This window comes from Pseudomonas sp. TMW22090, assembly GCF_022496665.1.
Lineage (GTDB): Bacteria > Pseudomonadota > Gammaproteobacteria > Pseudomonadales > Pseudomonadaceae > Aquipseudomonas > Aquipseudomonas gregormendelii.
Genome location: NZ_SCFH01000001.1, coordinates 237,343 through 260,217, shown reverse-complemented (window position 1 = coordinate 260,217; position 22,875 = coordinate 237,343). Strand labels below are relative to the sequence as shown.

General features: G+C 58.3%; 23 protein-coding genes and 1 pseudogene. 19 read left to right on the top strand and 5 right to left on the bottom strand.

The features are described 5' to 3' along the window. The first annotated feature begins 12 nt into the window (after window positions 1-12). Both EQV97_RS01290 and EQV97_RS01285 read left to right on the top strand, forming a co-directional pair. Window positions 13-975 (top strand): LysR family transcriptional regulator, encoded by a 963-nt coding sequence (locus EQV97_RS01290; protein WP_122840264.1) that lies wholly within the window; start codon window positions 13-15, stop codon window positions 973-975. A 59-nt stretch (window positions 976-1,034) separates the two neighbouring features. Beyond that, a complete protein-coding gene (locus EQV97_RS01285; protein WP_122840263.1) occupies window positions 1,035-2,192 on the top strand; it encodes a prolyl oligopeptidase family serine peptidase in 1,158 nt (385 codons plus the stop codon). 127 nt (window positions 2,193-2,319) lie between these two features. Here the strand turns inward: EQV97_RS01285 and EQV97_RS01280 are convergent, their stop codons facing one another. After that, window positions 2,320-2,697, bottom strand: a complete 378-nt coding sequence (locus tag EQV97_RS01280; RefSeq protein ID WP_122840262.1) for a nuclear transport factor 2 family protein — start codon at window positions 2,695-2,697, stop codon at window positions 2,320-2,322. Between the two features lie 260 nt (window positions 2,698-2,957). Here EQV97_RS01280 and EQV97_RS01275 point away from each other — a divergent pair, with 260 nt between their 5' ends. Next, complete coding sequence (locus EQV97_RS01275) at window positions 2,958-4,307, top strand: amidohydrolase family protein (RefSeq protein ID WP_240888209.1); 1,350 nt, start codon at window positions 2,958-2,960, stop codon at window positions 4,305-4,307. 11 nt (window positions 4,308-4,318) lie between these two features. Then, the gene (locus EQV97_RS01270; protein WP_240888208.1) at window positions 4,319-4,765 is read left to right on the top strand and encodes a heme-binding protein; all 447 of its coding nucleotides are present in this window, start codon (window positions 4,319-4,321) and stop codon (window positions 4,763-4,765) included. Here the strand turns inward: EQV97_RS01270 and EQV97_RS01265 are convergent. Together EQV97_RS01265 and EQV97_RS01260 are read right to left on the bottom strand one after the other, a co-directional pair. Next, window positions 4,750-5,685 carry a LysR family transcriptional regulator gene (locus EQV97_RS01265; protein ID WP_201148724.1) on the bottom strand — a complete coding sequence of 312 codons (936 nt, stop codon included), beginning with the start codon at window positions 5,683-5,685 and terminating at the stop codon, window positions 4,750-4,752. The two genes, EQV97_RS01270 and EQV97_RS01265, sit on opposite strands and share 16 nt — an antisense overlap. A 128-nt stretch (window positions 5,686-5,813) precedes the next feature. Next, window positions 5,814-6,302: an Lrp/AsnC family transcriptional regulator gene (locus tag EQV97_RS01260; RefSeq protein WP_240888207.1), complete on the bottom strand. Its 489-nt coding sequence runs from the start codon at window positions 6,300-6,302 to the stop codon at window positions 5,814-5,816. 129 nt (window positions 6,303-6,431) lie between these two features. Here EQV97_RS01260 and EQV97_RS01255 point away from each other — a divergent pair, with 129 nt between their 5' ends. From EQV97_RS01255 to EQV97_RS28965, 11 genes and pseudogenes are all read left to right on the top strand, one after another. Then, complete coding sequence (locus EQV97_RS01255) at window positions 6,432-7,889, top strand: L-lactate permease (protein ID WP_240888206.1); 1,458 nt, start codon at window positions 6,432-6,434, stop codon at window positions 7,887-7,889. A gap of 230 nt (window positions 7,890-8,119) precedes the next feature. Beyond that, a complete protein-coding gene (locus tag EQV97_RS01250) occupies window positions 8,120-8,923 on the top strand; it encodes a glycosyltransferase (RefSeq protein WP_201148727.1) in 804 nt (267 codons plus the stop codon). 207 nt (window positions 8,924-9,130) lie between these two features. Continuing rightward, on the top strand, window positions 9,131-10,747 hold the full coding sequence (locus EQV97_RS01245; RefSeq protein ID WP_240888205.1) for an arylsulfatase: 1,617 nt from the start codon (window positions 9,131-9,133) through the stop codon (window positions 10,745-10,747). A 69-nt stretch (window positions 10,748-10,816) separates the two neighbouring features. Next, window positions 10,817-12,085, top strand: a complete 1,269-nt coding sequence (locus tag EQV97_RS01240; RefSeq protein WP_240888204.1) for an OmpP1/FadL family transporter — start codon at window positions 10,817-10,819, stop codon at window positions 12,083-12,085. 42 nt (window positions 12,086-12,127) lie between these two features. After that, window positions 12,128-12,805, top strand: coding sequence for a DUF3313 domain-containing protein (locus EQV97_RS01235; protein WP_240888203.1), 678 nt, complete (start codon window positions 12,128-12,130; stop codon window positions 12,803-12,805). Window positions 12,806-12,859: 54 nt separating this feature from the next. After that, window positions 12,860-13,318 (top strand): glycine zipper 2TM domain-containing protein, encoded by a 459-nt coding sequence (locus EQV97_RS01230; protein WP_240888202.1) that lies wholly within the window; start codon window positions 12,860-12,862, stop codon window positions 13,316-13,318. 20 nt (window positions 13,319-13,338) lie between these two features. Further along, window positions 13,339-13,893: a YdeI/OmpD-associated family protein gene (locus EQV97_RS01225; RefSeq protein WP_240888201.1), complete on the top strand. Its 555-nt coding sequence runs from the start codon at window positions 13,339-13,341 to the stop codon at window positions 13,891-13,893. Between the two features lie 289 nt (window positions 13,894-14,182). Further along, window positions 14,183-14,398: pseudogene (locus EQV97_RS01220) on the top strand (NUDIX domain-containing protein); the annotation flags it as partial. A gap of 46 nt (window positions 14,399-14,444) precedes the next feature. Continuing rightward, a complete protein-coding gene (locus EQV97_RS01215; RefSeq protein WP_240888200.1) occupies window positions 14,445-15,446 on the top strand; it encodes a diaminopimelate epimerase in 1,002 nt (333 codons plus the stop codon). Between the two features lie 288 nt (window positions 15,447-15,734). Continuing rightward, window positions 15,735-16,469, top strand: a complete 735-nt coding sequence (locus EQV97_RS01210; RefSeq protein ID WP_346769706.1) for a hypothetical protein — start codon at window positions 15,735-15,737, stop codon at window positions 16,467-16,469. Window positions 16,470-16,550: 81 nt separating this feature from the next. Next, the gene (locus tag EQV97_RS28965; RefSeq protein WP_346769705.1) at window positions 16,551-16,838 is read left to right on the top strand and encodes a hypothetical protein; all 288 of its coding nucleotides are present in this window, start codon (window positions 16,551-16,553) and stop codon (window positions 16,836-16,838) included. Window positions 16,839-16,849: 11 nt separating this feature from the next. Here the strand turns inward: EQV97_RS28965 and EQV97_RS01205 are convergent, their stop codons facing one another. After that, window positions 16,850-17,302, bottom strand: a complete 453-nt coding sequence (locus tag EQV97_RS01205) for a MarR family transcriptional regulator (RefSeq protein WP_240888199.1) — start codon at window positions 17,300-17,302, stop codon at window positions 16,850-16,852. A 172-nt stretch (window positions 17,303-17,474) separates the two neighbouring features. Here EQV97_RS01205 and aceE point away from each other — a divergent pair, with 172 nt between their 5' ends. Beyond that, window positions 17,475-20,144: a pyruvate dehydrogenase (acetyl-transferring), homodimeric type gene (gene aceE / locus EQV97_RS01200; protein ID WP_240888198.1), complete on the top strand. Its 2,670-nt coding sequence runs from the start codon at window positions 17,475-17,477 to the stop codon at window positions 20,142-20,144. A gap of 219 nt (window positions 20,145-20,363) precedes the next feature. Here the strand turns inward: aceE and EQV97_RS01195 are convergent, their stop codons facing one another. Continuing rightward, window positions 20,364-20,933: a DJ-1/PfpI family protein gene (locus EQV97_RS01195; protein ID WP_225570815.1), complete on the bottom strand. Its 570-nt coding sequence runs from the start codon at window positions 20,931-20,933 to the stop codon at window positions 20,364-20,366. Between the two features lie 181 nt (window positions 20,934-21,114). On the opposite strand from EQV97_RS01195, the gene EQV97_RS01190 reads away from it, so the two are divergent. The 3 genes from EQV97_RS01190 to EQV97_RS01180 all read left to right on the top strand — a co-directional run bounded on the left by EQV97_RS01190 (window position 21,115) and on the right by EQV97_RS01180 (window position 22,700). Then, the gene (locus EQV97_RS01190) at window positions 21,115-21,570 is read left to right on the top strand and encodes a GNAT family N-acetyltransferase (RefSeq protein WP_240888197.1); all 456 of its coding nucleotides are present in this window, start codon (window positions 21,115-21,117) and stop codon (window positions 21,568-21,570) included. Window positions 21,571-21,610: 40 nt separating this feature from the next. Continuing rightward, complete coding sequence (locus EQV97_RS01185; RefSeq protein ID WP_240888196.1) at window positions 21,611-22,057, top strand: GNAT family N-acetyltransferase; 447 nt, start codon at window positions 21,611-21,613, stop codon at window positions 22,055-22,057. Window positions 22,058-22,223: 166 nt separating this feature from the next. Next, on the top strand, window positions 22,224-22,700 hold the full coding sequence (locus tag EQV97_RS01180) for a GNAT family N-acetyltransferase (RefSeq protein ID WP_225570803.1): 477 nt from the start codon (window positions 22,224-22,226) through the stop codon (window positions 22,698-22,700). The last annotated feature ends 175 nt before the right edge of the window (window positions 22,701-22,875 follow it).

Below are 22,875 nucleotides of genomic sequence, written 5' to 3'. Positions count from 1 at the left end.
TGGACGTGCCTGATGCGTTTCAATCACCTGGACCTGAACCTGCTGGTGGCGCTCGATGTATTGCTCGAAGAGCAGAACATCACCCGCGCCGCCGAACGCCTGCACATGACGCAGTCCGCCACCAGCGGCGTATTGGGACGCCTGCGCAGCTATTTCGAAGACGAGTTGCTGGTGCAGGTGGGGCGCAAGATGCAACCCACCAACTACGCGCTGGAACTGGCCAAGCCGGTACGTGAAGTGCTGCTGACCATCCAGTCGTCCATCACCGCCAAACCGGTGTTCGACCCCACCACCAGCAAGCGCCACTTTCGGCTGGTGACCTCGGACTACCTGATCAGCGTGCTGTTCGCCCAGGTGATTCAGAAAATCCACCAGGAAGCGCCCAACATCACTTTCGAGATGCTCGGCCCCAGCGATAACTCCGGCGAATTGCTGGTTCGCGGCGAGGTCGACCTGATGATCGTGCCGGAGCGCTACACCATCGACGGCCACCCTTCCAAGCTGCTGTTCGAGGAAGAACACGTGTGCGTGGTGTGGCAGGGCAATACGCAAGTGGGGGACAGCCTGACGCTTGAGCAGTACATGGAAATGGGCCACGTCTCAGTCGGTTTCGGGCGCACCCGGCACATGAGTATCGAGGAATGGTTCATGAACCAGTACGGCTTCAATCGCCGCCTGGAAGTGATTACCAACGACTTCAACACCCTGCCGCAGCTGGTCGTCGGCACCCAGCGCATCGCGACCATGCACCAGCGGCTGGCGCGGCTGTACGCCCTGCATCTGCCGCTGCGGATCCTGCAGCCGCCGGTGAAGATACCGGTGATGCGTGAAGTGATGCTGTGGCACCGCAGCGTCGACGGCGACCCCATGCATCGCTGGCTGCGCGATCGCATTAGCGAATTCATCCAGCACCTTGAGGAGCATCCTATCGCCGCTCGCGATACCTCCCATCCCGCGTCACGATTGGCCAAATAGTCGGGTCGTCCTTAACGTGCCGTGGGAACGCCAAGGCAACCACAAGGACAACAAAAACCATGTTCCGCTATTTCCCAACCAACTACGTGTGGAATCTTTCTGTCAACCTGGCCATCGAGATGGGCGCCCGCATGGGCGAAATCGAAGAGATGTGCGCGCCGCTGCAGGAGGCCGCCCGCCAACCCGACGCCGCCGGTACCAAGGCCTTCCGCGAGACCTGGGCGAAAATGGCCGACAAACTCTGCGGGCTGGCCGAGGAAGACGAAACGTCGGGCCGGCTGTTGTCTGCAGGCGAAAAATACAACCGCGCCGCCACCTACTACCTGACCTGCGAGCGCCTGCAGGCCCATGGCGCAGCGGGTCGTACCGAGCTGTACCAGCGCTTCCTGCAGACGTTCAAACGCGGCATCGAACTGTCCCGGGAGAACTGCGAGCGAGTGGAGATCCCCTACGAGGGCGCACATATCTCCGGCTTGCTGGTACGCGCCGAAGGCGTGAGCGGGCCGGCGCCGATCCTGGTGCAGGTCAACGGGCTGGATTCGACCAAGGAAATGAAATACCGCGTCGGCCTCCCCGCCTGGCTGGCCAAACGCGGAGTGTCTTCGCTGATCATCGACCAACCGGGCACCGGTGAAGCCTTGCGCCTGCACAACCTGATTGCCCGTTACGACAGCGAGCACTGGGCCAGCCGCGTCGTCGACTGGCTTGAAACCCGCAGTGATGTAGATGCCCGGCGTATCGGCATGGAAGGTGTCTCGCTGGGCGGTTACTACTGCCCGCGCGCCGTGGCCTTCGAACCGCGCTTCGCTTGCGGCGTGGTATGGGGCGCGAACCACGACTGGCGAGATGTGCAAAAACGTCGCCTGGAAAAAGAAGGCAGCTTCCCGGTACCGCATTACTGGTCGCACGTGTGCTGGGTGTGGGGCGCGAACGATGTCGACGAGTTCATGAGCATCGCCGAGAACGTCCACCTGGACGGCGTGCTGGACCGGATCAAGGTGCCGTTCCTGGTGACCCACGGGGAAAAGGATTCACAGATTCCATTGAAGTGGGCACATCGCACCTACGAGCAACTGGTCAACAGCCCCAAGCGCGAGCTGAAAATATTCACTGAACGCGAAGGTGGGGTGCAGCATTCAAGCTTTGATAACAGCATTAATGCCGGACAGTACATTGCGGACTGGGTGGCTGAAAACTTGGGTGGGCACGTTGCCTGACAGATTGTAAAGCCCGGAACGTGTAGGAGCAGCTTGCTCGCGAAAAACGTCAACGATAACGCGGGACACCTGGATAAACGCGGTGCCTATGAGTTCTTCGCGAGCAAGCTCGCTCCTACAAAAAGCCTTAACTGAATAGGCGAGTAGCGTGGAACGAGCTGATCTGCCAGCCCTTCTCCCCCAAAGCCCACACCTGCGTGGCAAACCCTTCGCCGCGAATCGGCTGGTCGCCGCCACGCTTCTGCAAGGTGTTGCACTGTGGTCCGGTCATGATCGCCAGGCGCTCGCCGTATAAGCGGATCTGCAATTCGCCTCGTTCGATGGCCAGGTATTGCACCGCGCTCCGGGCGTAGTCCAGGTAGTCGGTCTTGCCTTGCACCAGGCCGGTGGTGTGTACGTACACCAGGTCATCGGCGAACAGTTCGGCGACTCGGGCATAATCCTCTTCGACCAGCGCCCGGCGGCGTTCGGTTTCCAATTGCAGCAGTTGGGTTTTCACAGGCATCTTCCTGACTCTCGGTGGGTTGACAAGCGCGCACCATAAACGCCGCACCTGCGCAGTAAAAATCGTCGATGAAGATGCCTGCCATCGTGACTCGCGATACTCTCCCTCCGACACCTTCCATCGTCCACAAGCCAAGTAAACCAAGGCTTGCAGACCTATTGACCCGGTCAATACGTCGCCATCGATGCAATCTGTTGGTGTTGAACCTGCCCGCGCCCCTAGTCTCTTTTCGCATAACAATCAGCCAAGCGAAAAACCCCATGCCTAGCCTGCACCTGAAATGCCAAACACTGTTCGACGGCACCGGCCTCGACACCCGTCAGCAGCAAACCCTGGTGGTTGAAAACGGTCTGCTGAGGTACGTCGGCCCGACCCTGTCCGCGCCTGCACCCCAACCCGGCGACACCGTGGTGGATGCCGGCGACAACTTTGTCATGCCCGGCCTGGTGGATGTGCATACTCATCTGGCATTCGGCAATGCGCAGAGCGAAGAAGACATCGATATCTGGACCAGCGACGAGTTCCGCGCCCTGCGCGGCATGTTCTTCGCCCAGCATGTGCTGGCGGCCGGCGTCACCAGCATGGTGTGCCCCGGTGACAGTGGCCAGCTCAGCATCGCCGTGCGCAACGCCATCGGTGCCGGGTTGTTCGAAGGGCCGCGAATTGCCGCCAGCAGCCGGGTCATCACCAATCGGCAGAGCCTCAACGACTGGTTCCCGAGCCGCATGGGTGCCCCGGAATTTTTCACCGCATGCCTGGTGACCAGCCGCAGCGATGCCTTGGCGGAAATCCGCAAACAAGCCAAGGATGGCGTCGACCTGATCAAAATTGCCATGGACGGCACCCATCGCCGCCCCAACGGTGAAATCATCGCGGCGTTCACCGCCGAAGAAACTTACGAAATGGTGGCCGAGGCCCATCGCCTGGGCTGCAAGGTCGCCACCCATGCCTACGGTCGCGAGGCGGTGATGTACGCCGCGCGCGCCGGCGTCGATCTGGTCTTCCACGCGTTCTACATGGACGACGCGTGCATCGAAGCCTTGCTCGAAGCCGGCAGCATCCTGGCCCCCACCATGACGTTTCCGCAGAACACCGTGGATTTCTGCCAGCCCCACGACCCGGCCATCACCACCGGCTACGCCGGTTACTGCGCTCGAACCCTGGAGATCGGCTCAGCCGTGCTCAAACGCGCGAAAGCGGCCGGCATCCCGTTCGCCTGCGGCAGTGACAGCGGTTTTGCGGTGACGCCTTACGGCGAGTGGCACGCCCGCGAGCTTGAATTGCTGGTGACGCGGCTCGGCTTTACGCCGGCCGAAGCCCTGCATGCAGCCACCAACGTCGGCGCGCGCTGCATGCCACGGGGCGAGACCCTGGGCACTCTGGAAGTAGGGAAACAGGCCGACTTCCTGCTGCTCGACGGCTCGCCATTACAGAACATCCGTCTGCTGCAGGATCGCTCTCGCCTGAAAGCCGTCTACAAGGGCGGCCAGCCGGTGCGTATGGAGCGCAGCCCCTACAACCCCAAGCAGGTCAGCGACTTCAACTCGTTGAAATGGACCGATCTGTACACTCGCGACCGCGTAGCCCAGTTGGGCAAGTGGGCCTTATGAGGACTGCTGACATGCAACAACTCGATCTGCTCACTGCCACGGACCTGGCGAGCCGTGCCATTCGCCTCGCCCGTCAAGCAGGCTTCAAGCCCATGGCCGCAGCCGTACTGGACACCGCCGGTCATCCACTGGCCGTACTGCGCGATGAGCACGCCAGTTTCCTGCGCCCGCAAATCGCCACTGGCAAGGCTCGCGGCTGCCTGGGCATGGGTTTCGGCGGACGGGAACTGGCGCGGCGTGCGCAAGCGATGCCGGCATTTTTTGATGCGATCAACAGTTTGACCGGCGGCGAAGTGATTCCCGTGGCAGGCGGTGTACTGATTCGTAATGCCCAGGGGCAACTGATCGGCGCCATCGGCATCAGTGGCGATACCTCGGACAACGACGAGCGCTGCGCCGTGCAGGCCATCGATCAGGTCGGCCTGATGGCGGACACCGGCGATCAACCTCCAGGCTGATCGAGCATCGCCGCCTGTTCTACCAGCAGTCGGCGCAACCAGCGCATCGCCGGATCATGTTCCTGGTAAGGGTGCCACTGCAGCACTTGGGTAGCGGCGGGAAACGCCAGCGGTGCGCGGTGGATCCGCAGCGGGTAACGCCGGGAAAAACCCTGGGCCTGACGGCGAAATACCGTAGCGATACGCGCGGTACCCATCACAAACTCCGGGATCAGCGCAAAGCTTTCCACGGCCACCGCGACTCGCCGTTGCACGCCAAGCTCCTGCAGGTGCACGGCATCCATCGCCAGGTTTCGCCCGTCGGAGAACTCGCGCACCACATGTTCCGCCGCACAGTAGCTGGCCAGGCTCAGGCCCTCGGCAAACTGCGCCTGCCCCGCGCAAACGATGCAGCACAACTCATCGTTGAGCAGCGGCACGTGGGGGTACGCCGGATTCAAGCGGCGCTGCGGCACTATCACGGCATCACTGCGACGGTAATCCAGCGCCTCGCTGACCACGTCACCGTCGCGCGGTGCAGGCAGGTCGCGCAGGCTCAATCGCACCCCGGGAGCGACTCGTGCCAACTCAAGACTTACGGCAGGCAGGAGTACTCCGACCACGTAATCCGAGGCCACCAACGTGAATTGACGGGTACAGGTGGCGGGGTCAAACCCGACCGGCGAATCGACGATGTCCCGTGTCAGCGCCAGGGCCTCACGCACTTTCGGCAGCAGCTCCAGGCCCAGCGCTGTCGGCTCCAGCCGCCGGCCAACCTGCACCAGCAACGGGTCGTTGAAGTGTTCGCGCAGGCGCCCCAGCGCTGAACTTGCCGCAGACTGGCCCAGGCACAAGCGCTCCGCCGCCCGGCTCACACTGCATTCGCTGAGCAAGGCGTCCAGGGCCACCAGAAGGTTCAGGTCGAGACGTCGATAACGCATACAGCTCCACTACGGCTGAGAATTGCTGCAGCAACCCTAAGCAGACGTTGAGCCGAGGACCAATCGCAAGCTCCGTTACGAGCTATCACGAAAAACACTACATCGCCTGCCAGGGTGCGACTGCGCCGTTACCCCGCCAGGCTCGGCACCTCAAGCCCGACCTTCACCCGGTCCAGTGCCACGATGGTCTTGAACCAGGTCACGTTGGCGTTTTCGGCAAACAATCGCCGGGCCAGGGCCTGGTATTCCTGCATGCTGGCGACGGTCAATATCAGCACAAAATCCACCTCGCCAGTGACGTAATAGCACTGCTGCACCTGCGGCACGGCGAAGTGGGCTTTGATCGCCTCCATGGCCTCGATACTGGTGCGCTCGACCATCACTTCGACAATGATGGTGATCGGCCGGCCGACGGCAGTGGGGTCAACAATGGCCACGTTGCCGGTGATCACGCCCTTCTCTTCCATGCGCTTTATGCGGCGCTGCACGGCGGCCGTGGACAGGTTGACCTGCTCGGCCATCAGCCGCAACGGCGTGGTGTTGTCGCGCTGGACGAGGTCCAGGATCGCACGGTCAAATTTATCCAGCGATTCAAATGCAGCGTCCTTGTTAGCCATGCGAGCCCCGCGAGAAAATTTCCCGAAAACTAGCAGAAAACCGCGACCCTTTATCTAGCCACGAGAAATATTATCTTGCGTGCAGCCTGCCTTCGCAGCCTGACCGGCCACTCACACAGGATATTCGGCATGCTCGCATTGTTTCATCTTTCCCCCGTCCTGCTGGTCACTGCAATGCTGGTGGTGCTGCGCCGCCCGCCGGTGCACGCCGCCCTCGCTGGCACGTTACTGGTGGTGGTGCTGTGGCTGGCGGGTGCTGCCGACGCGTGGCACCTGGGCAGCCTGCTGGCCGCTGCGCAAGATACCGTCGTGCTGTTTGCCAGCACCGCCTTCGTCATCGTGCCGGGGCTGGCGTTCGTGATTTGCATCGAGCGCCTGGGCGTCAATGTGGCGCTCAGCCAATGGGTGCAATCCCTGGGGCTGCGTCGCGGCGATCAACTGGTGTTCATCGTCCTCGGCCTGGCACCGTTACTGGAAGCCATGACCGGTTTTGGCGTGTCGCTGATCGCAACGGTGCCGCTGCTGCTCAGCCTCTTTGAGCGCCGGGTTGCCCTGCGCATCGCCTTGGCCGGCATGGCGATCATGCCGTGGGGCACCCTGGGCCTGGCCTCGGTGATCGGCGCCTCGCTGGCACATCTGGACGCGCCGGCCCTGGCTGCGACTTCGGCCCTCACCAGCGCCCCTGTGTTTCTTGCCCTGAGTGCCATGGCGTTGTGCCTGGCAGGCGTGCGCGAGCTGCGGGAATGGCAGGCGCTGGGCGTTTTCTGGTTGCTGTTCGTGGCCGTGCTCTACGCAGCCAGCCTCTGGTTGGGGCCGGAAGTAGCCGGCGTTGCCGCCGGCCTGTTCACCGCCAGCGCCGTACTGGCTGCCGGCCTGTGGCGGCGGCACAGCGCAACCACCCGCAGCACGGTGCAATGGCCGCGCCAGGCCTGGCCTTATGTGCTGCTGATCGTCTTCATCGTCGGCTTGAAAACGCTGTGGAGCATCACCGGCTGGCAGGATCTCTGGATCGTCCAGGGTGCCCAGGTGACGTGGAAACCCTTGGCTTCACCGGGCGTGGCGCTGATCCTGGTGCTGATCGGCCTGGGCTTCTACACGCGCAACACGCCACGCCAGACGGGGCCGGTCGTTGGTTGGCTGACTGCATTGGCGGTTCGGGCGAAACGCCCCTTGCTGACGATTTTCTTCTTTCTGGCCATGTCACAAATGATGGTAAAAGCGGGCTTTCTGGCGGGCTTGATGCAACTGTTGGCAGGGTTGTCGCCCACCGCTGCGACTTCGCTGGTCGCCCTGCTGGGCGGGCTGTCCGGCTACATGACCGGATCGAACGTGGGCGGTAACGCGATCTTCATGCCGGCCATCGCGATGTTGCCGGAAACCTCCCGCCTGTTGCTGGCCGCCGTGCAGAACAGCGCGGCAGGACATGCCGCACTGGGTTCGCTGTCGATCGTCATGCTGATCCTGGGGCTGGCGAAGACCCAGGCCAGCGAGGAAAGCGCACTGGTGAGGTTTGGCTTCGGGCTGGTTTGCCTGAATACGGCGTTGGTGGCTTTGAGCGCGATGCTGCTGGTGGGGTGGCTTGGGTAACAGCGAGCGATCGCCTCAAACCGCTCTGTCACCCAGATTCCTCGTTCGACGAACGGGGCATGAAAGTCTGGCGATCTGGGCTACATCGATGCCGATGGACATCAGCGCATGCCCGCGCTTTTGGCTGGAACCCGGCGAGATTAAGTTTCACTTAAGGTCGTTTACTTACTCTCGCGCCCACTTACACCGCAGCACAAACCAAGCGCAAACAATAACTGGGCATTCAGGTTATGAAGCATCTTTCAAACAACACGAACACTCCCTTCAGCATTGTTCTGGTTAATTACAAAACACTCGACATCACCAAAGCCTGCCTCGACCTTTTATACAAACACGTGGGGCACCGGAATATCCCGGTCTGGGTCGTTGACAACGACTCCGCGGATGAGAGCGTCCAATACCTGCGTTCGCTGAACTGGATCAACCTGATCGAGCGCAAGTCAGCCGGCCCGGAAGCGGGTCATATGGCGCACGGCAGAGCACTCGACATGGCGCTGGCGCGCGTCACAACCGATTACCTGTTCCTGCTGCACACCGACACCTTCATCTACGATGAATCCGTGTTCGACATGATGTTGAGCAAATGCATCAACGATCCGCAGGTCGCGGCCGCAGGCTGTGTCGAGCAACTGGATCGCGGGGTGATCAGGTCTGCCTGGCGTTATGCTTCGCGGCTGTACAAACACCATTATCGCCGCCTGAAACAAACCTTGGGGCTGCGCTCCAAAGACCCGAAGCCCTGGCGTGAAGTCCACCTGAAGAGTTTTTGCACCCTGTGGAACTGTGGGTTGATGAAGCAGCATGATCTGCATTTCCAGCTGGATGATCGTGTGCCCGGGTACACGCTGCAAGACCGCATGGTCGAGATGGGATACACCGTCGAATTCATTTCGCCCGGCACGATATTCAAGTACCTGGACCACATCCAGGCCGGCACAGTCGCTGCCGCCGGCGGCTACAGCACTGCCCACCGTCGCAGCAAGATGTACAACGAGATGCTCAAACGCATCGGCAAAACCGGCTTTGCGCAATAAGCGCAGACCTCAAGCGCGGGTCACTTGGGAAAATAGAAACGTAATCGATCACGCTGTTGTAAACCCTTTGAAACAACGTTGCTTGCCGTTCAATTAATTACTGGATATTTCATAATTCAAACCTACGCTCTTCCGCGGGGGATCCAAATTTCAGGGTAGCCGGGGGGGCTGTCCTCCGTAGCCAACGAAAGTTCGCAGGATCTCGATATGAACCGGACTAAGCTCAAATTGATGTTCGCTGCCCCCCTGTTGTTATCTGCACTGGTGCTATCGCTCAGTACTCAAGCAGCCGACAAGCCACCTCCTAACATTGTCGTGATCATGGGCGATGATATTGGCTGGTCCAATATCGGTGTCTACAACCAGGGCATGATGGCCGGTCGAACCCCCAATCTTGACCAGCTTGCCGCTGAAGGCATGCGCTTTACCGACTACTACGCCGAGGCCAGTTGCACGGCGGGTCGCGCCAACTTCATTACCGGCGAGCTGCCAATTCGCACTGGCATGACCACAGTCGGCCAGGCGGGCTCACCGATCGGGATTCCCAAAGAAGCGGTCACCATCGCCACCGCCCTCAAATCCATGGGATACGCCACCGGCCAGTTCGGCAAGAACCACCTGGGTGACTTGAACGAATTCCTGCCCACCGTGCACGGCTTTGACGAGTTCTTTGGTTATCTCTATCACCTGGATGCCATGGAAGACCCTGCGCACCCCAACTACCCGCAAGAGCTGCTGGCCACCGTCGGGCCGCGCAACATGGTGCACAGCTGGGCGACGACCATTGACGACACCACCGAAATGCCACGTTGGGGCAAGGTCGGCAAACAGAAGATTGAAGACGCCGGCACGCTCTATCCAGAACGGATGAAAACTGTCGACGAAGAAATTCGCGACAAGGCATTCGCCTTCGTCGACAAGGCCAAGCAGGACAACAAACCCTTCTTCCTGTGGCTGAACCCAACCCGAATGCACATCGTCACTCACCTTTCCGATAAGTACGAGAAGATGCGCAACTCTGAAAATGGCTGGTCGGAACAGGAAGCCGGCATGGCGCAACTCGACGATATCGTCGGCGACGTCATGGCCAAGCTGAAAAAAGAGGGCATGGATGACAACACCATTGTGGTGTTCACCACCGACAACGGCGCGGAAAACTTCACCTGGCCAGATGGCGGTACCACCCCATTTGCCATGGGTAAAGGCACCATCATGGAAGGCGGCTTCCGGGTTCCGGCGATCGTTCGCTGGCCTGGCAAAGTACCGGCCAACACTATCGGAAACGGCATCATGTCCGGCATGGACTGGTTCCCGACCTTTGTTGCCGCGGCGGGTAACCCAAACATCACCCAAGAACTGCTCAAGGGCAAACAACTGGGTGATACCACCTACAAGGTTCACCTCGACGGCTACGACCAGACTCCGATGATCACCGGTACAGGACCATCCAATCGCCATGAAATCTTTTACTTCGGCGAAAGTGCTTTGGGTGCGGTGCGCATCGACGACTACAAATATCGCTTTATTGACCAGCCAGGCGGCTGGATGGGTGCCAAAGTAGCCATGGATGTTCCGATCCTGACCAACTTGCGTCTCGACCCGTTCGAACGCATGGGTTGGCCGGAAAATCAGTCTGCGCAAGGTTCGCAGCAGTATTTTGACTGGTTCAAGTATCAATTCTGGCGCTTCGTGTTCGTGCAACAGCAGGTGGCCAAGCTGGCTGAAACCGCGATTGAATATCCGCCGATGCAAAAAGGCGCGAGCTTCAACCTCGACTCTGTCAAAGCCAAAATCGCAGCGGCTCGTGCAGAGATGGCCAAGTAGGTTCAGCGAATCTCGGGTGGCTGAAACGGCCACCCGCTTTCGTCACGGACGATTTGCTGAGGTATCCACATGTTGAACAAAACAGCGTCTCTGCCCGCCCTCATCCTGCTCGCTTTGTGCTGCCAGCAAGCCCAAGCCGGCGGCATCCTGCTCTACGAGATCGGCACCGATAACGCCGGTCTCGCCAACGCCGGTGCCGCGGCACGGGCTCAGGGTCCCTCGACCATTGCCAGCAACCCGGCGGGCATGAGTTACCTGCCAGGCACGCAGATCACCGGCGGTTTGCAGGTGCTGTACGGCAATCTCAAATTCGATCGCGACAACGACACTAATGTCGCCGGCAGTGGCAGTGGCAATGGCCTCGACCCCATTCCAGGCGGCAGCTTCTTCATCACCCATCAACTCGACGACCACTGGAGCGTGGGCTTTGGCCAGTACGGCGACTTTGGTCTGGCCGTCAACTACGACAATGACTGGTCCGGACGCTACTTCGCGCAAAACTCCAGCCTGCTCGGCTTGTCCATGGTACCCAGCGTGGCATACCGCTTCGATGAGCAATGGTCGGTAGGTGTCGGCGTCAAAGCCATGTACGGGAAGATTCAGGCGCAGACTGCGATCGACCGCTCACCGTTGGGCCTCACCGACCGTGGCGACGGCCAGTTCAAGTACAAGGATGAGGACTGGGGTTTCGGCGCTAATGTCGGTGTGATCTACGCCCCGCAACCCGGCACGCGCATCGGCGTAACCTACACCAGCAAGGTCGACCTGGACTTCGAGGACGGCCTGGACGTCAAAGGCAACGGTCTCGCCCTGAATCGCTTGAATGGCCTCAATACCCAACTCGACATGACGGTGCCGCAAACCGTCACCCTGAGCCTGTTCCAGCAACTGGACCGGCAGTGGGCCCTGCTCGCTTCGGTCAATTGGCAGGACTGGTCAGCGTTCGGCGATGTCGGCGTCCAGGTCGACACGGCGGTAGCCGGTACGCAATCGACCACCATCGACGCCAACTACAAGGACACCTGGCAACTGGCACTCGGCGCGCAGTACCAAGCCACCGAGCAACTGTGGTGGAATCTGGGCGTGGCCTACGACAGCAGCGCGGTTTCGGATAATGACCGCACCGTCACCGTGCCCATGGCCGAATCCTGGCGCCTGGCGACGGGGGCCACCTATGCACTGAACAAGGATACCGACATCAATCTCAGCTGGGCCTTGGTCTGGCTGGGCGACATGCCGGTGGACCAGACCAAATCCCTCTCAGGTGATCGAATCTCCGGTCAATTCGATAGCGCCTGGATTCAAGCCGTGACCGGGAACATGACTTGGCGTTTCTGATTGCCCATATAAAGAACGACTTAATCCAGGGAGCACCGCACCATGAATCTTTCGCAAACAATGCTGATCGGCAGCGCACTAAGCGTTGTCCTGCTCAGCGGTTGCACGTCCCAGGTTACCGAGCGCGAGCAGTATTCCGGTTACCTGTCCAACTACAACAACCTGCAGCAAGTGACCACCACCACCGGTGAGAAAGCGATGCGCTGGGTGAGTCCTTCGTGGAATGCCAATGCTTACGACACGGTCGTGTTCAACGGGTTGGAGCTCTATCCGGCACCCAAGCCCGATGAACGAGTCAACCAGCAGACGCTCAATGACATCCGCAACTACATGAGCGACAAAGCCAGTGGAGTGCTGGGCCAGAAATACCGTGTGGTGTCGAGCCAGGCCAAAGCCCCTCGCGGCTCAAAACCCCTGATTCTGCGCGCGGCCATTACCGGGATAAGCGCTTCCAATGAAGGAATGAAGTGGTATGAGGTCGTTCCGGTAGCAGCCGTGGTCGGCGCGGCGCAAGCCGCCACCGGCCATCGCGACCAGGATACCAACCTGTTCATCGAAGCCGAGTTCATCGACCCAAGCAACAATCAGACGGTGGCCAAAGTGGTGCGTAAGGTGGCTGGCAGCCAACTGTCCAATGCCAGCCAGCAAATCACCGCCAAGGACTTCAAGGCAGCGATCGACAAAGTCAGCGCCGATCTATGGGCCTTCATCCGCAGCTAGGCCAAAGGCAATCACCTATTTTGCCATCTGCCATCCATAACGAGGTGCACGCAAATGAAAGCAATCCATTCCTGGCTAACGCTTACGTTGATGGCGGTGTTGATCAGTGCCTGCTCCGCCGTGAACTCCACCGATGGTGGTGCCGGTGAAGTCGAGATTCGCTCGGGGACCATCGAGCAGATTTCCCTGACGCAGATGCAGACCAACCACGACAGCGGTGTCGGCGCCGTACTCGGCGGCCTTGGCGGTCTGGGCATAGGCAGCCTGATCGGTCGCGGTACCGGCCGCGATGTCGCCATGGTAGCCGGCGTGCTTGCCGGTGCGGTCGGCGGTAATTACGCAGAGAAAAAACAGTACGATCAGCCGGTGGAGGCGCAGCAGATCATCGTGCGGGTAAGAAGCGGCGTGCTGGTATCCGTCACTCAGCCGATCAATTCGTCCTTGAGCAAAGGCATGAAGGTGTACATCCAGGGGTCGGGTAATGACGCGCGGGTAGTACCGCAAGGTGGCTAGGGTTCACACGGAGGATTGCCATGACAAAAGTCGATGTGACATCCCGCTTCGAAGCAAAGCTGCTTCGTCCGGCAAAGCCTGGTGATGATAAGTCGTGGACATTTTTGGTACTGCCCAAAGATGCGAGTGAACAACTGCCGAGGCGAGGAAGGACGACGGTTGAAGGCACGCTCAATGGGCACCCATTCCAGGCAACGCTTGAGCCCGATGGTCAGCTGAGCCATTGGCTGCGGGTCAGTAAGGAATTAAGCGAGGCCGCAGGCGCGGCCGCTGGGGATAGGGTCACGATAGAGCTAAGCCCAGCCAAGAAGGAGCCTGAGCCTGACGTCCCGGCAGATTTCCAGGAGGCACTGGCAGCCAATCCAGAGGCGCGCGAAGTCTGGAACGGTACGACGACCATCGCACGGGTGGACTGGATACACTGGATTACTTCAGCCAAGCAACTCAAGACACGCGCAAAACGAATGGGTGATGCCTGCGAAATGCTTGCATCCGGCAAGAAGCACGTGTGCTGTTTTGATCAGTCTGGTTACTACAGTAAGGCCTTCAGTGCACCTGAGGCCGAAAATTCTTAAAGACTAGTTGTAAGCCCTTCTGGAGATGTCCTCCTTTTCCGCTCCTTATCTTTCGCTGAATTCGGCTGTCGAGCGATCGGACAAATGCGTCCAACCGGTCCGTGTAGGAGCTGTCGAGTGCAACGAGGCTGCGATCTTTTGATCCGACAAAAATTCCGGCGGATCAATCTGCTCCAACACGCGATTCGCCGTGACCTCCACCAGCATGACGCTGTTGGAAATCCCCAGCAGCGCATTGCGGTCTCCCCTCCAGATAGATATATGCTTCATCGCCGACAAGGACATCACCCTGTCACCGAACATGGCTTGCCCCGTCATCCTCTCCGGTATTCCTGGCGCGCACATCCTGCTGTTCCGCCATCCAATTGCAGGCGTACAACTGGTCAAAGGGACAATCGAGAAAGGTGAAACTCCCGCTCAGGCCGCTCTGCGTGAACCAAGCGAAGAATCGGGCATAGCAGCCGCCTCGGTTGTTAGCGATATGGGCTCCTGGGACGCCGGGCATCGTTAGAATCTCATACACCTATTGCACTCACTGCCGAGGAACAGCAATGACGCAGTTTTACGATGCACGTGGCAACATTTATGGGGTCGTCAGCCCGCAGGCGCTGCGTGCCCAGGGTGTTGATCTGCCCCTTGACGCTGAGGCGGCGGCGATGAGACGCCTGGATTGGGCCTCCCAGGCGATCAGCGTCTCATGCACCTGGCCTGAAGGGCAGCAACCTGCAGGGACCAAGGAATATCGTTCGGACGGCCTACTGATCGGACCGTTCCAGCACACGGCGCCTTTTGATCTACTCATCGTGAATACAGACGGCACCCTGGCTGAACGCAGTGGCAATGGGCTGACCATTTTTGCCCAATCCCTTGCCAACAGAGGGCTTGTGCCACACCAAACGACGTTCACGATGCGCGTGCATCACGACAAAAATCACTCTCCGACGGCGGTAATGGTCGAGCGAGCTAATTACGATGATATTGCAGGTTTTTGGCTGGATCTGGGTAAGCCGGAATTCGGGCCGCACGCTGTCGATGCCAACGCCTCCAACATCGATGCTGCTGAGTTAAATGGTCGTGTAGTCAGCTCGGTGAAGCGCTTAAAGCAAATCGACGGAAAATGGGCACACAGTGTGTTCATCAGGATTGGTAATCCACACTGCGTAACGTTGGTATCGGATCGACAAGCGCTGCCCGGTTTCGACTCGCTGAATCGGGAACCCTTGAATAATGTACTGAGAAAAATCGCCTTCGGGGAGGGCGAATTTGGCGTTGGAGAACCATGCGCTGCGGGCATCAATCTTCAATGGGCTTACGTGGTGAACGAAGGCCTAATCGAAGCAAGGATTTTTGAGCGAGGAGAAGGGCCGACAGCATCTTCAGGCACCAGTGCTAGTGCCGTGGCTTGTGCGGCGTGGATGGCCGGTTGGGTCAATGCCGGGCATGTGCGAGTAATAATGCCGGGCGGAACGGCCCCGGTGCGGTTGGTTGAACGAGACGGAATTTTGCAACAGGTGTTTCTGTTCGGTACCACGTATCAAATAGGAGGCGTTTGAGGGAGCGAGATCGAGCATTTCCCGATAGGGCCGGCCATCTTTTTTGTGACGATTGGAGCGTTTCGTTACAGACAGCAGTCGGCCAATTGCAGTCCTTCGCGACAGGCATTAACCGGCCGAAGCGGACGGTCGCTCAAGCGCTGCGCACACTGGCTTGCGTCTACAGGGCGATGGGTAAGACGCGCTCATGAGGAAACTCCATCCCATCTCAATCTAATTGCATTTGCAATCATATTAAGGCGTGCAGTATGGTGCAAGCTTGACGGAACGCACGGAGTTTTTTGGAATATGATCGGCTTTTCCAGCTTCAGCAAAACACCAGATACCCGCCTTGCCGCTCAGGCCTGCATCGATAAAATCCGAACCCCGGCACAGCAATACACCGCTGGCTTCTCCTCTCCGCTCTACACCATGATCGATATCGCCAACCGACTTGAAAGGGATCCGGGAACGGCCAGGCATGTCTGGGTCATCCGGTCCGACAAGCAGTCTCGAGTCGAAAGCTGTCACAGACGTATCAGCGCCTGGCCTCTGCGCTTTAGCCCTATTGCCTGCGCCAGCGAAAAACCGCTGTTGTACCTGACCAGTTCTGCGACATCAGCCGAACTTTGCGCACTTTCAAACGAGTCCGCCCGCCGGGGCATTCTGTGCAATGACATAGAAACCCTGCCCTCCCGCTGGCCTAAAGGCGCTCACCCCTGGGTTCCGCTTTGGCTGGCCGCCAACCCGCACTGCCTGCCTTTCGACCCCGCCAGCGGTGCCGAAGCGCACGCCATTGCGCTAGCTGCGTTGCAAAGTTTGTATGTGGAAGGCAATGCCGGCTTCTATTACATGGCGCTTCACGATGAACCCAATGATTTAGTCGCCCCCATCAGCCAACTGAGTGCGAGCCAGGCCTTCAAGGGCATGTACAAACTCAACGAAATTAATACAGATTCCGGGCATCCCCGAGTCCGCTTGTTGGGCGCGGGGCTGGCCTTGCAGTCGGTGGCCTCAGCGGCGCAGATGTTGCGTGATGATTGAGGCGTCGAAAGCGAGCTTTGGAGTTGCCCCAGCTACACCCGCCTGGCCCGTGATGCAGACAAGGCACAACGCTGGAACCGGATGCATCCCGACAGACCGCAGCGGTCGTCGCATTTGCTCGACTGCCTGAGCGCCGATAATTGCCCGGTGGTGGCTGTGACCGGTTATGCCCAGCATGTCGCCGATCAGATCGGTGGGCATGTCCAGTCACGGTTCGTGGCGCTCGGCGCCGATTCAACCGAAACACCTTCGGGCAAAACGGTGGATAAACGCTGGATCGTGGTACTCGCTCTGCGAGCACTGGCCCAGGAAGGTGTTATCGCGCAGGCGTGCGTTGAACAGGCCATGGACCGTTATCTGCTGCAATGACCAAACAAGGGTCAACCCGCTCGCCCACTGTTGCGCGCTGCCGTTGCGGCCCGCTCAAGCGCGTCACTGAAGAACCGCTGCTGCTCGTCATCGAATTGCGACAAAAACAGCTCGTCCACCGCCCCTTCATAGATTTGCCACATTTTTTTACGCAGCACTTTCCCGCTCTCTGTAATGGCTGCATACGCACCACGGCCATCATCGCTGGCACGGCTGCGTTTCACCAAGCCTTCGGCCTCCAGACGGTCCACCAGCCGGGTGAGGTTGTAGCGCTCGATCGCCATCACGTCAGCCAGTTCGTTCATGCGCCGAGTGCCGTCAGGGCCGCTTTCCAGGCCGCATAACGCGTCGTACCACGCGTAAGCCGGCAGCCCGGCGGCCGCCAGCCGACGCTCGATTTCCCGGATCAGGCAGCGGTGCGCCCTGACGAATCTGAACCACGTATCCGGATCGCTTGAAGACATGCATCACCCTTTTCATGAAATCTATTTAGTTGCAATTGTAGCGTGTAGCAGGCTAAGTTCTCGCAGGTAGTTGCAAATGCAACTACAAATATTCTTTAGGGCTGGCATCGACCCACGCCCCTTAGTCAGGCACCCAACGGCTCGGTGCTGCAGCACTGTTCAGGAGACGACGATGGCACAACAACCCCTGTTTCTCGACGAAGACCCACAAGAAACCCGTGAATGGCTCGAATCCATCGAATCGGTGGCGAGCGTCGAAGGGCGCTCTCGCGCCCACTACCTGATCGATCAGATGCTGGATTTCGATGCCAGCCGCCATGGTAATTTTTACGGGCGCGTCACCACGCCCTACGTCAACACCATTGCGGTCGATCGTCAGCAGCCCTACCCCGGCGACCTGACAATAGAGCGCCGGATCAATGCGTATATCCGTTGGAACGCTTTGGCCATGGTGCTGCGCGCCGGCAAACATTCGAATGTGGGCGGGCACATCGCTTCCTACGCCTCGGCAGCCATTCTGTACGACGTCGGCTTCGAGCATTTCTTCCGGGGGCGCACGGAGCAGTTTGGCGGCGACATGGTGTACATCCAGGGCCACTCTTCACCGGGCATCTACGGGCGCGCCTATCTGGAAGGTCGCCTGAGCGAAGAACAGCTGGACAACTTCCGCCGTGAGACTGACCGCGACGGTGTCTCGTCATATCCACACCCAAGGCTCATGCCGGACTTCTGGCAATTTCCGACGGTATCCATGGGACTCGGACCGATCACCGCTGCGTATCAGGCCAGGTTCATGCGCTACCTCGAAGACCGTGGCCTGAAAGAACATCAAGGACGTAAAGTCTGGGCGTTCCTCGGTGACGGCGAAATGGACCAGCCGGAATCCCTGGCGGCGATTTCCCTGGCGGGTCGAGAGAAGCTCGACAATATTATTTTTGTCGTCAACTGCAACCTTCAGCGCCTGGACGGACCGGTGCGCGGCAACAGCAAGGTCATTCAGGAATTTGAAAGCCTGTATCGGGCGGCCGGCTGGAACGTTATCAAAGTAATCTGGGGTAGCGGTTGGGATGCCTTGCTGGAAAAGGACACAAGCGGCCTGTTGCGTCAGCGGATGATGGAATGCGTGGACGGCGACTATCAAAACTACAAATCCCAGAACGGCGCTTACGTACGTGAGCATTTTTTTGGCAAATACCCTGAGTTGCTGGAACTGGTCAGCGACCTGAGCGATGAGGACATCTGGAAGCTTTCTCGCGGCGGCCATGACCCGGAAAAAGTCTACAACGCCTACGCCGCCGCCATGCGCCACACCGGAGGGCCGACGGTCATTCTGGCGAAAACCGTAAAAGGCTTCGGCATGGGCGAAGCCGGCGAAGGCCAGAACATCAACCATCAGCTCAAGAAGATGGGTGAGGACGCGGTCAAGGCGTTCCGTGATCGTTTCGCGCTGGACCTCACCGACGATCAACTGGGCGACATGCCCTACCTCAAACCGGCAGCGGACAGTGTCGAGGCCCTTTATCTGCAAGCCAGGCGCACCCAACTGGGCGGTTACGTGCCTGCACGCTTCAGTGCGGTCGAGCCCTTGCAGATCCCACCACTGTCGGCCTTGGACAACCAGCTCCAAGGCACCGGCGAGCGCGGGATTTCCACCACCATGGCATTTGTGCGCATCCTCGGCACTTTGCTCAAGGACCCGAATATCGGCAAGCTGATCGTGCCCATTGTCCCGGACGAATCACGCACCTTCGGTATGGAAAGCCTGTTCCGTCAGATTGGCATCCATTCCCACGTCGGCCAGTTGTACACACCTCAAGACGCCGGCCAACTGAGTTATTACAAGGAGGCGCGCGATGGTCAGATCATGCAGGAGGGGCTGAACGAGTCCGGCGGAATTTCTTCGTGGATCGCGGCGAGCACTTCCTACAGTACGCACGGCGTGACGACGGTGCCCTTCTACATCTTTTATTCGATGTTCGGCTTCCAGCGCGTCGGCGATCTGGCCTGGGCGGCAGGCGATGCCCGTGCCCGAGGTTTTCTGCTGGGCGCCACGTCCGGCAGGACCACGCTGATGGGCGAAGGCCTGCAACACGACGATGGTCACAGCCATGTGCTGTCCTCAACCGTACCTTGCTGCGTGTCTTACGACCCGACGTTCGCCTATGAGCTGGCCGTGATCATCCAGGATGGCATGCGGCGTATGTATGTCGAAAACCAAGACATCTATTACTACATCACGTTGCTGAACGAAAACTACGCCCATCCGCCCATGCCCGAAGGTATCGAGCAGGACATTCTTAAAGGCATGTATCGGCTCTCAGCCCCGGCGCAGCCAATCGTAGGCAAGCATGTACAACTGATGGGTTGCGGTTCAATCCTGCAAGAAATCATCGCCGCCGCGCAGTTACTGAAGCAGGACTTCGACGTCAGCAGCGAAGTGTGGAGCGTCACCAGCCTGACCGAACTGCGTCGGGACGGCCAGGATGCCGAACGCTGGAATTTGCTGCACCCTGATGAGGCGCCACGTATCGGTCACGTTGAAAGTTGCCTGCAAGATAAGCAGGGCCCGGTGGTGGTAGCGACTGATTACATGAAGATATTCGCCGACCAGATCCGCCCGTTCGTGCCCATGCGGCGCTTCGTGGCATTAGGCACCGACGGTTTCGGCCAATCGGATACCCGAGAATCGCTGCGCAGGTTTTTCGAAGTGGATCGCCACTTCATCGCGTTGGCGGCCTTGAAAGCGCTGGCCGATGACGGAGGGGTGCCAAGGGAAAAAGTAGCTGAGGCGATTGCGCTTTATGGGATTGACCCGGAGAAACAGAACCCAGCGAAAGTTTGAGTCATATCTGTTGTAACTGCCTCCCACTGTAAAACGGGAGACGGCTTCTGGCCGCTGTGTTTGCAGCGGCCTTTTTATGGACTCTATTAACCTATGTGCTATTTCTTCGCGCAGATACGAAACTTTCCTTGTTTGCGGCCCCTCGCCACAGGCAGAAAACGGCCATGAGCGGCCACTCGAACACATCACCTGGATCAGCTGTTTTGTAGGACGAAGCGGTCACCGATGTTCCGCTGCCAACATTGACCTGAACTGAGAAATGATCTCTGAAGATAGCCCGGCACCTTCGAACACTGCGCAGGTGAAGCTAACGGGTGCAGGGCCTGGAGCAGTTATGATGCGGTCTGCAACCACAGCTACCGGACTGTTTCGATAAAGCGTGCGCCCTTCATAACCTACGGCATTCTGTTTTAAGAAGTCAGCGCTGTTCGAGGTATGAGGAACCGTGTCGAGAAGCCCGGCCCTAGCAAGTGCCAGCGTTCCCCCACAGATACCGGCAATGGTCGCTCCATTTGAACGACTAGCATGAAGAAAGCCTCGAATATCCGGTGCTTCTGCACTTTCCCAGACCATTCCTCCAATGACGACAACAACGTCCGGTTTCCAGTCCAGACATTGTTGCAAACTGCTATCGACAGTTACAGCCAATCCACCCTGCGAGCGGAACTGACCCGTAGCAGGAGCGAAAAACCTGACGTCGATCCCGTAAAACGGGGACGCAGTTCCAGCAATGAAAGCATATTCCCAGTCCGCAAAACCGGGTGTCAGTATCAATCCCACACGTGCCATCAGTCAGAATCCTCCATGAATGCCAATAACATTTTGTGACAATAAACATACATCAAGGGTTGCTTTGGGTCGATTGAAGCCCCTTGCGACAGGCAGCGATCGGCCATAAGCAGCCCTTCATGCTAGCGAACAGGGCCGCATCTCACTACGATCAAGTAATCACATGGAAGGAACTGTTTGAATGGATTGCCAAATTAGGAACGCAATGGATGCGGATGCCCCAACCATCAGTCGGATCATCATTGGCACCCTGCGAGAGTCTAATGCTCAGGACTATTCGCCCGAAATCATCAATCAAGTGGGGCAAAGTTTTTCTCCACAGGCGATTCTTCGTATGTTGACGCAACGCCAGGTGTTCGTAGCAACATATGGAAGTCATGTCGTTGCGACAGCCAGTCTTGACCATGACGTTGTCCGAAGTGTGTTTGTCGAGCCTGCCTATCAAGGGAGGGGTATCGGAAGGCAGCTGATGACAAGAATTCAAGCAATCGCCATAGCCGGAGGGCTCAACGAGCTGCGTGTCCCCTCTTCTATCACTGCTGAAGACTTTTATGCTTCGCTTGGCTTTAAAAAAATCCGAGAGGTATTTCACGAGTCCGAGCGCACCATCATCATGTCGAAGACACTGGTTCGGTAGCTTAACTATCTGGGTCTTACCCCTTCGCTGAGGATCTCTAATGACAACCCAATCCGCTTTTGTCGAGGTGGTTAAAGAAGCCGATCCCGTATTGCTCCAATCCTTGAACGACCTTCTTCCACAGCTTTCAAAAAACGCTCAAGCGATGAAAATGGAGGATCTGAAGCAGATTGTGGATTCAGAGTGCTCCGATTTGTTGGTGGTGAAAGCAGCCGATGGCGGAAGCGTCTTGGGGGCGCTAACCCTAATTCATTTTCGTATTCCGTCAGGTATTCGTGCCTGGATCGAAGATGTCGTAGTAGATGCCAATGCTCGCGGCCAAGGGATTGGCAAGGCACTCATACAAGCTGCAATAGAAAAAAGCCGTGACCTCGGGGCGAAAACACTGGATTTAACCTCCAACCCAGATCGCGAATCTGCTCATCGTTTATACGAGGGCGTGGGATTCTCGGTGCGCACAACAAAGGTCTACCGATATACCAAATAACCAGAGGATCGTTGTTCAACGCATGGCGATCACTCATTTGTACAGCACCGACCTGAACGGCCGCCAAGCGTCGTTTTCTGTCAGTAGTGACAGGTAGAAATCGGCCAAAAGCGGACCCTCGAGCAAGATTCAACGGCACCATAAATCAGAAAAAAGAGTAGCGGAGATGAAAAAGGAATTTACCCTTCGGGCAGCACTGCCAGGAGATGGTCAAGCTATTTTCCATGTCACTCGGCAGTCAATAGCCGAGCTGTCGAACGGACTGTATACCCCAGAGCAACTCAATGGCTGGATGGGCGAAAGAACCCCTGAGTTTTATGAGCAACTGATAAAACAAGGACAATTGGTCGTGGCCCTACAGCTGGGAAAGATCGTTGGCTTTGTGGATTCAGAGCCAGGAGAAGTGACACGGCTTTTTCTTCTTCTCGAGGCTTCCGGTAAGGGGCTTGGTGCTCATTTGCTCAAGACAGGTATTGATAATGCACGTGGGCCCGGGATCCGCTTTATAAAGGTAGAGTCGACTTTGAATGCGGAAGGTTTCTATAAAAAACATGGTTTTGTGACACAAAGGCACGGCTTTTTCAGCCACGGTGTGGGTGGGCAACCCATAGAAATCATTCACATGGAACTTGAGTTGGAGTGATTTATTCTGCCTACGGCCACAGGCGCTTGGAAGAACCAGATTAAATGACGAGAGTCAGTTTTGGGTCGATTTCTGCCCTTCATGACGGCAGCTGTCGACCCAAAGCGGCCAATCATGCTCGAAGCAGTAGCGTGATATGTCAAATCCGGAACACTCGCGCACTGGGTATATCAAG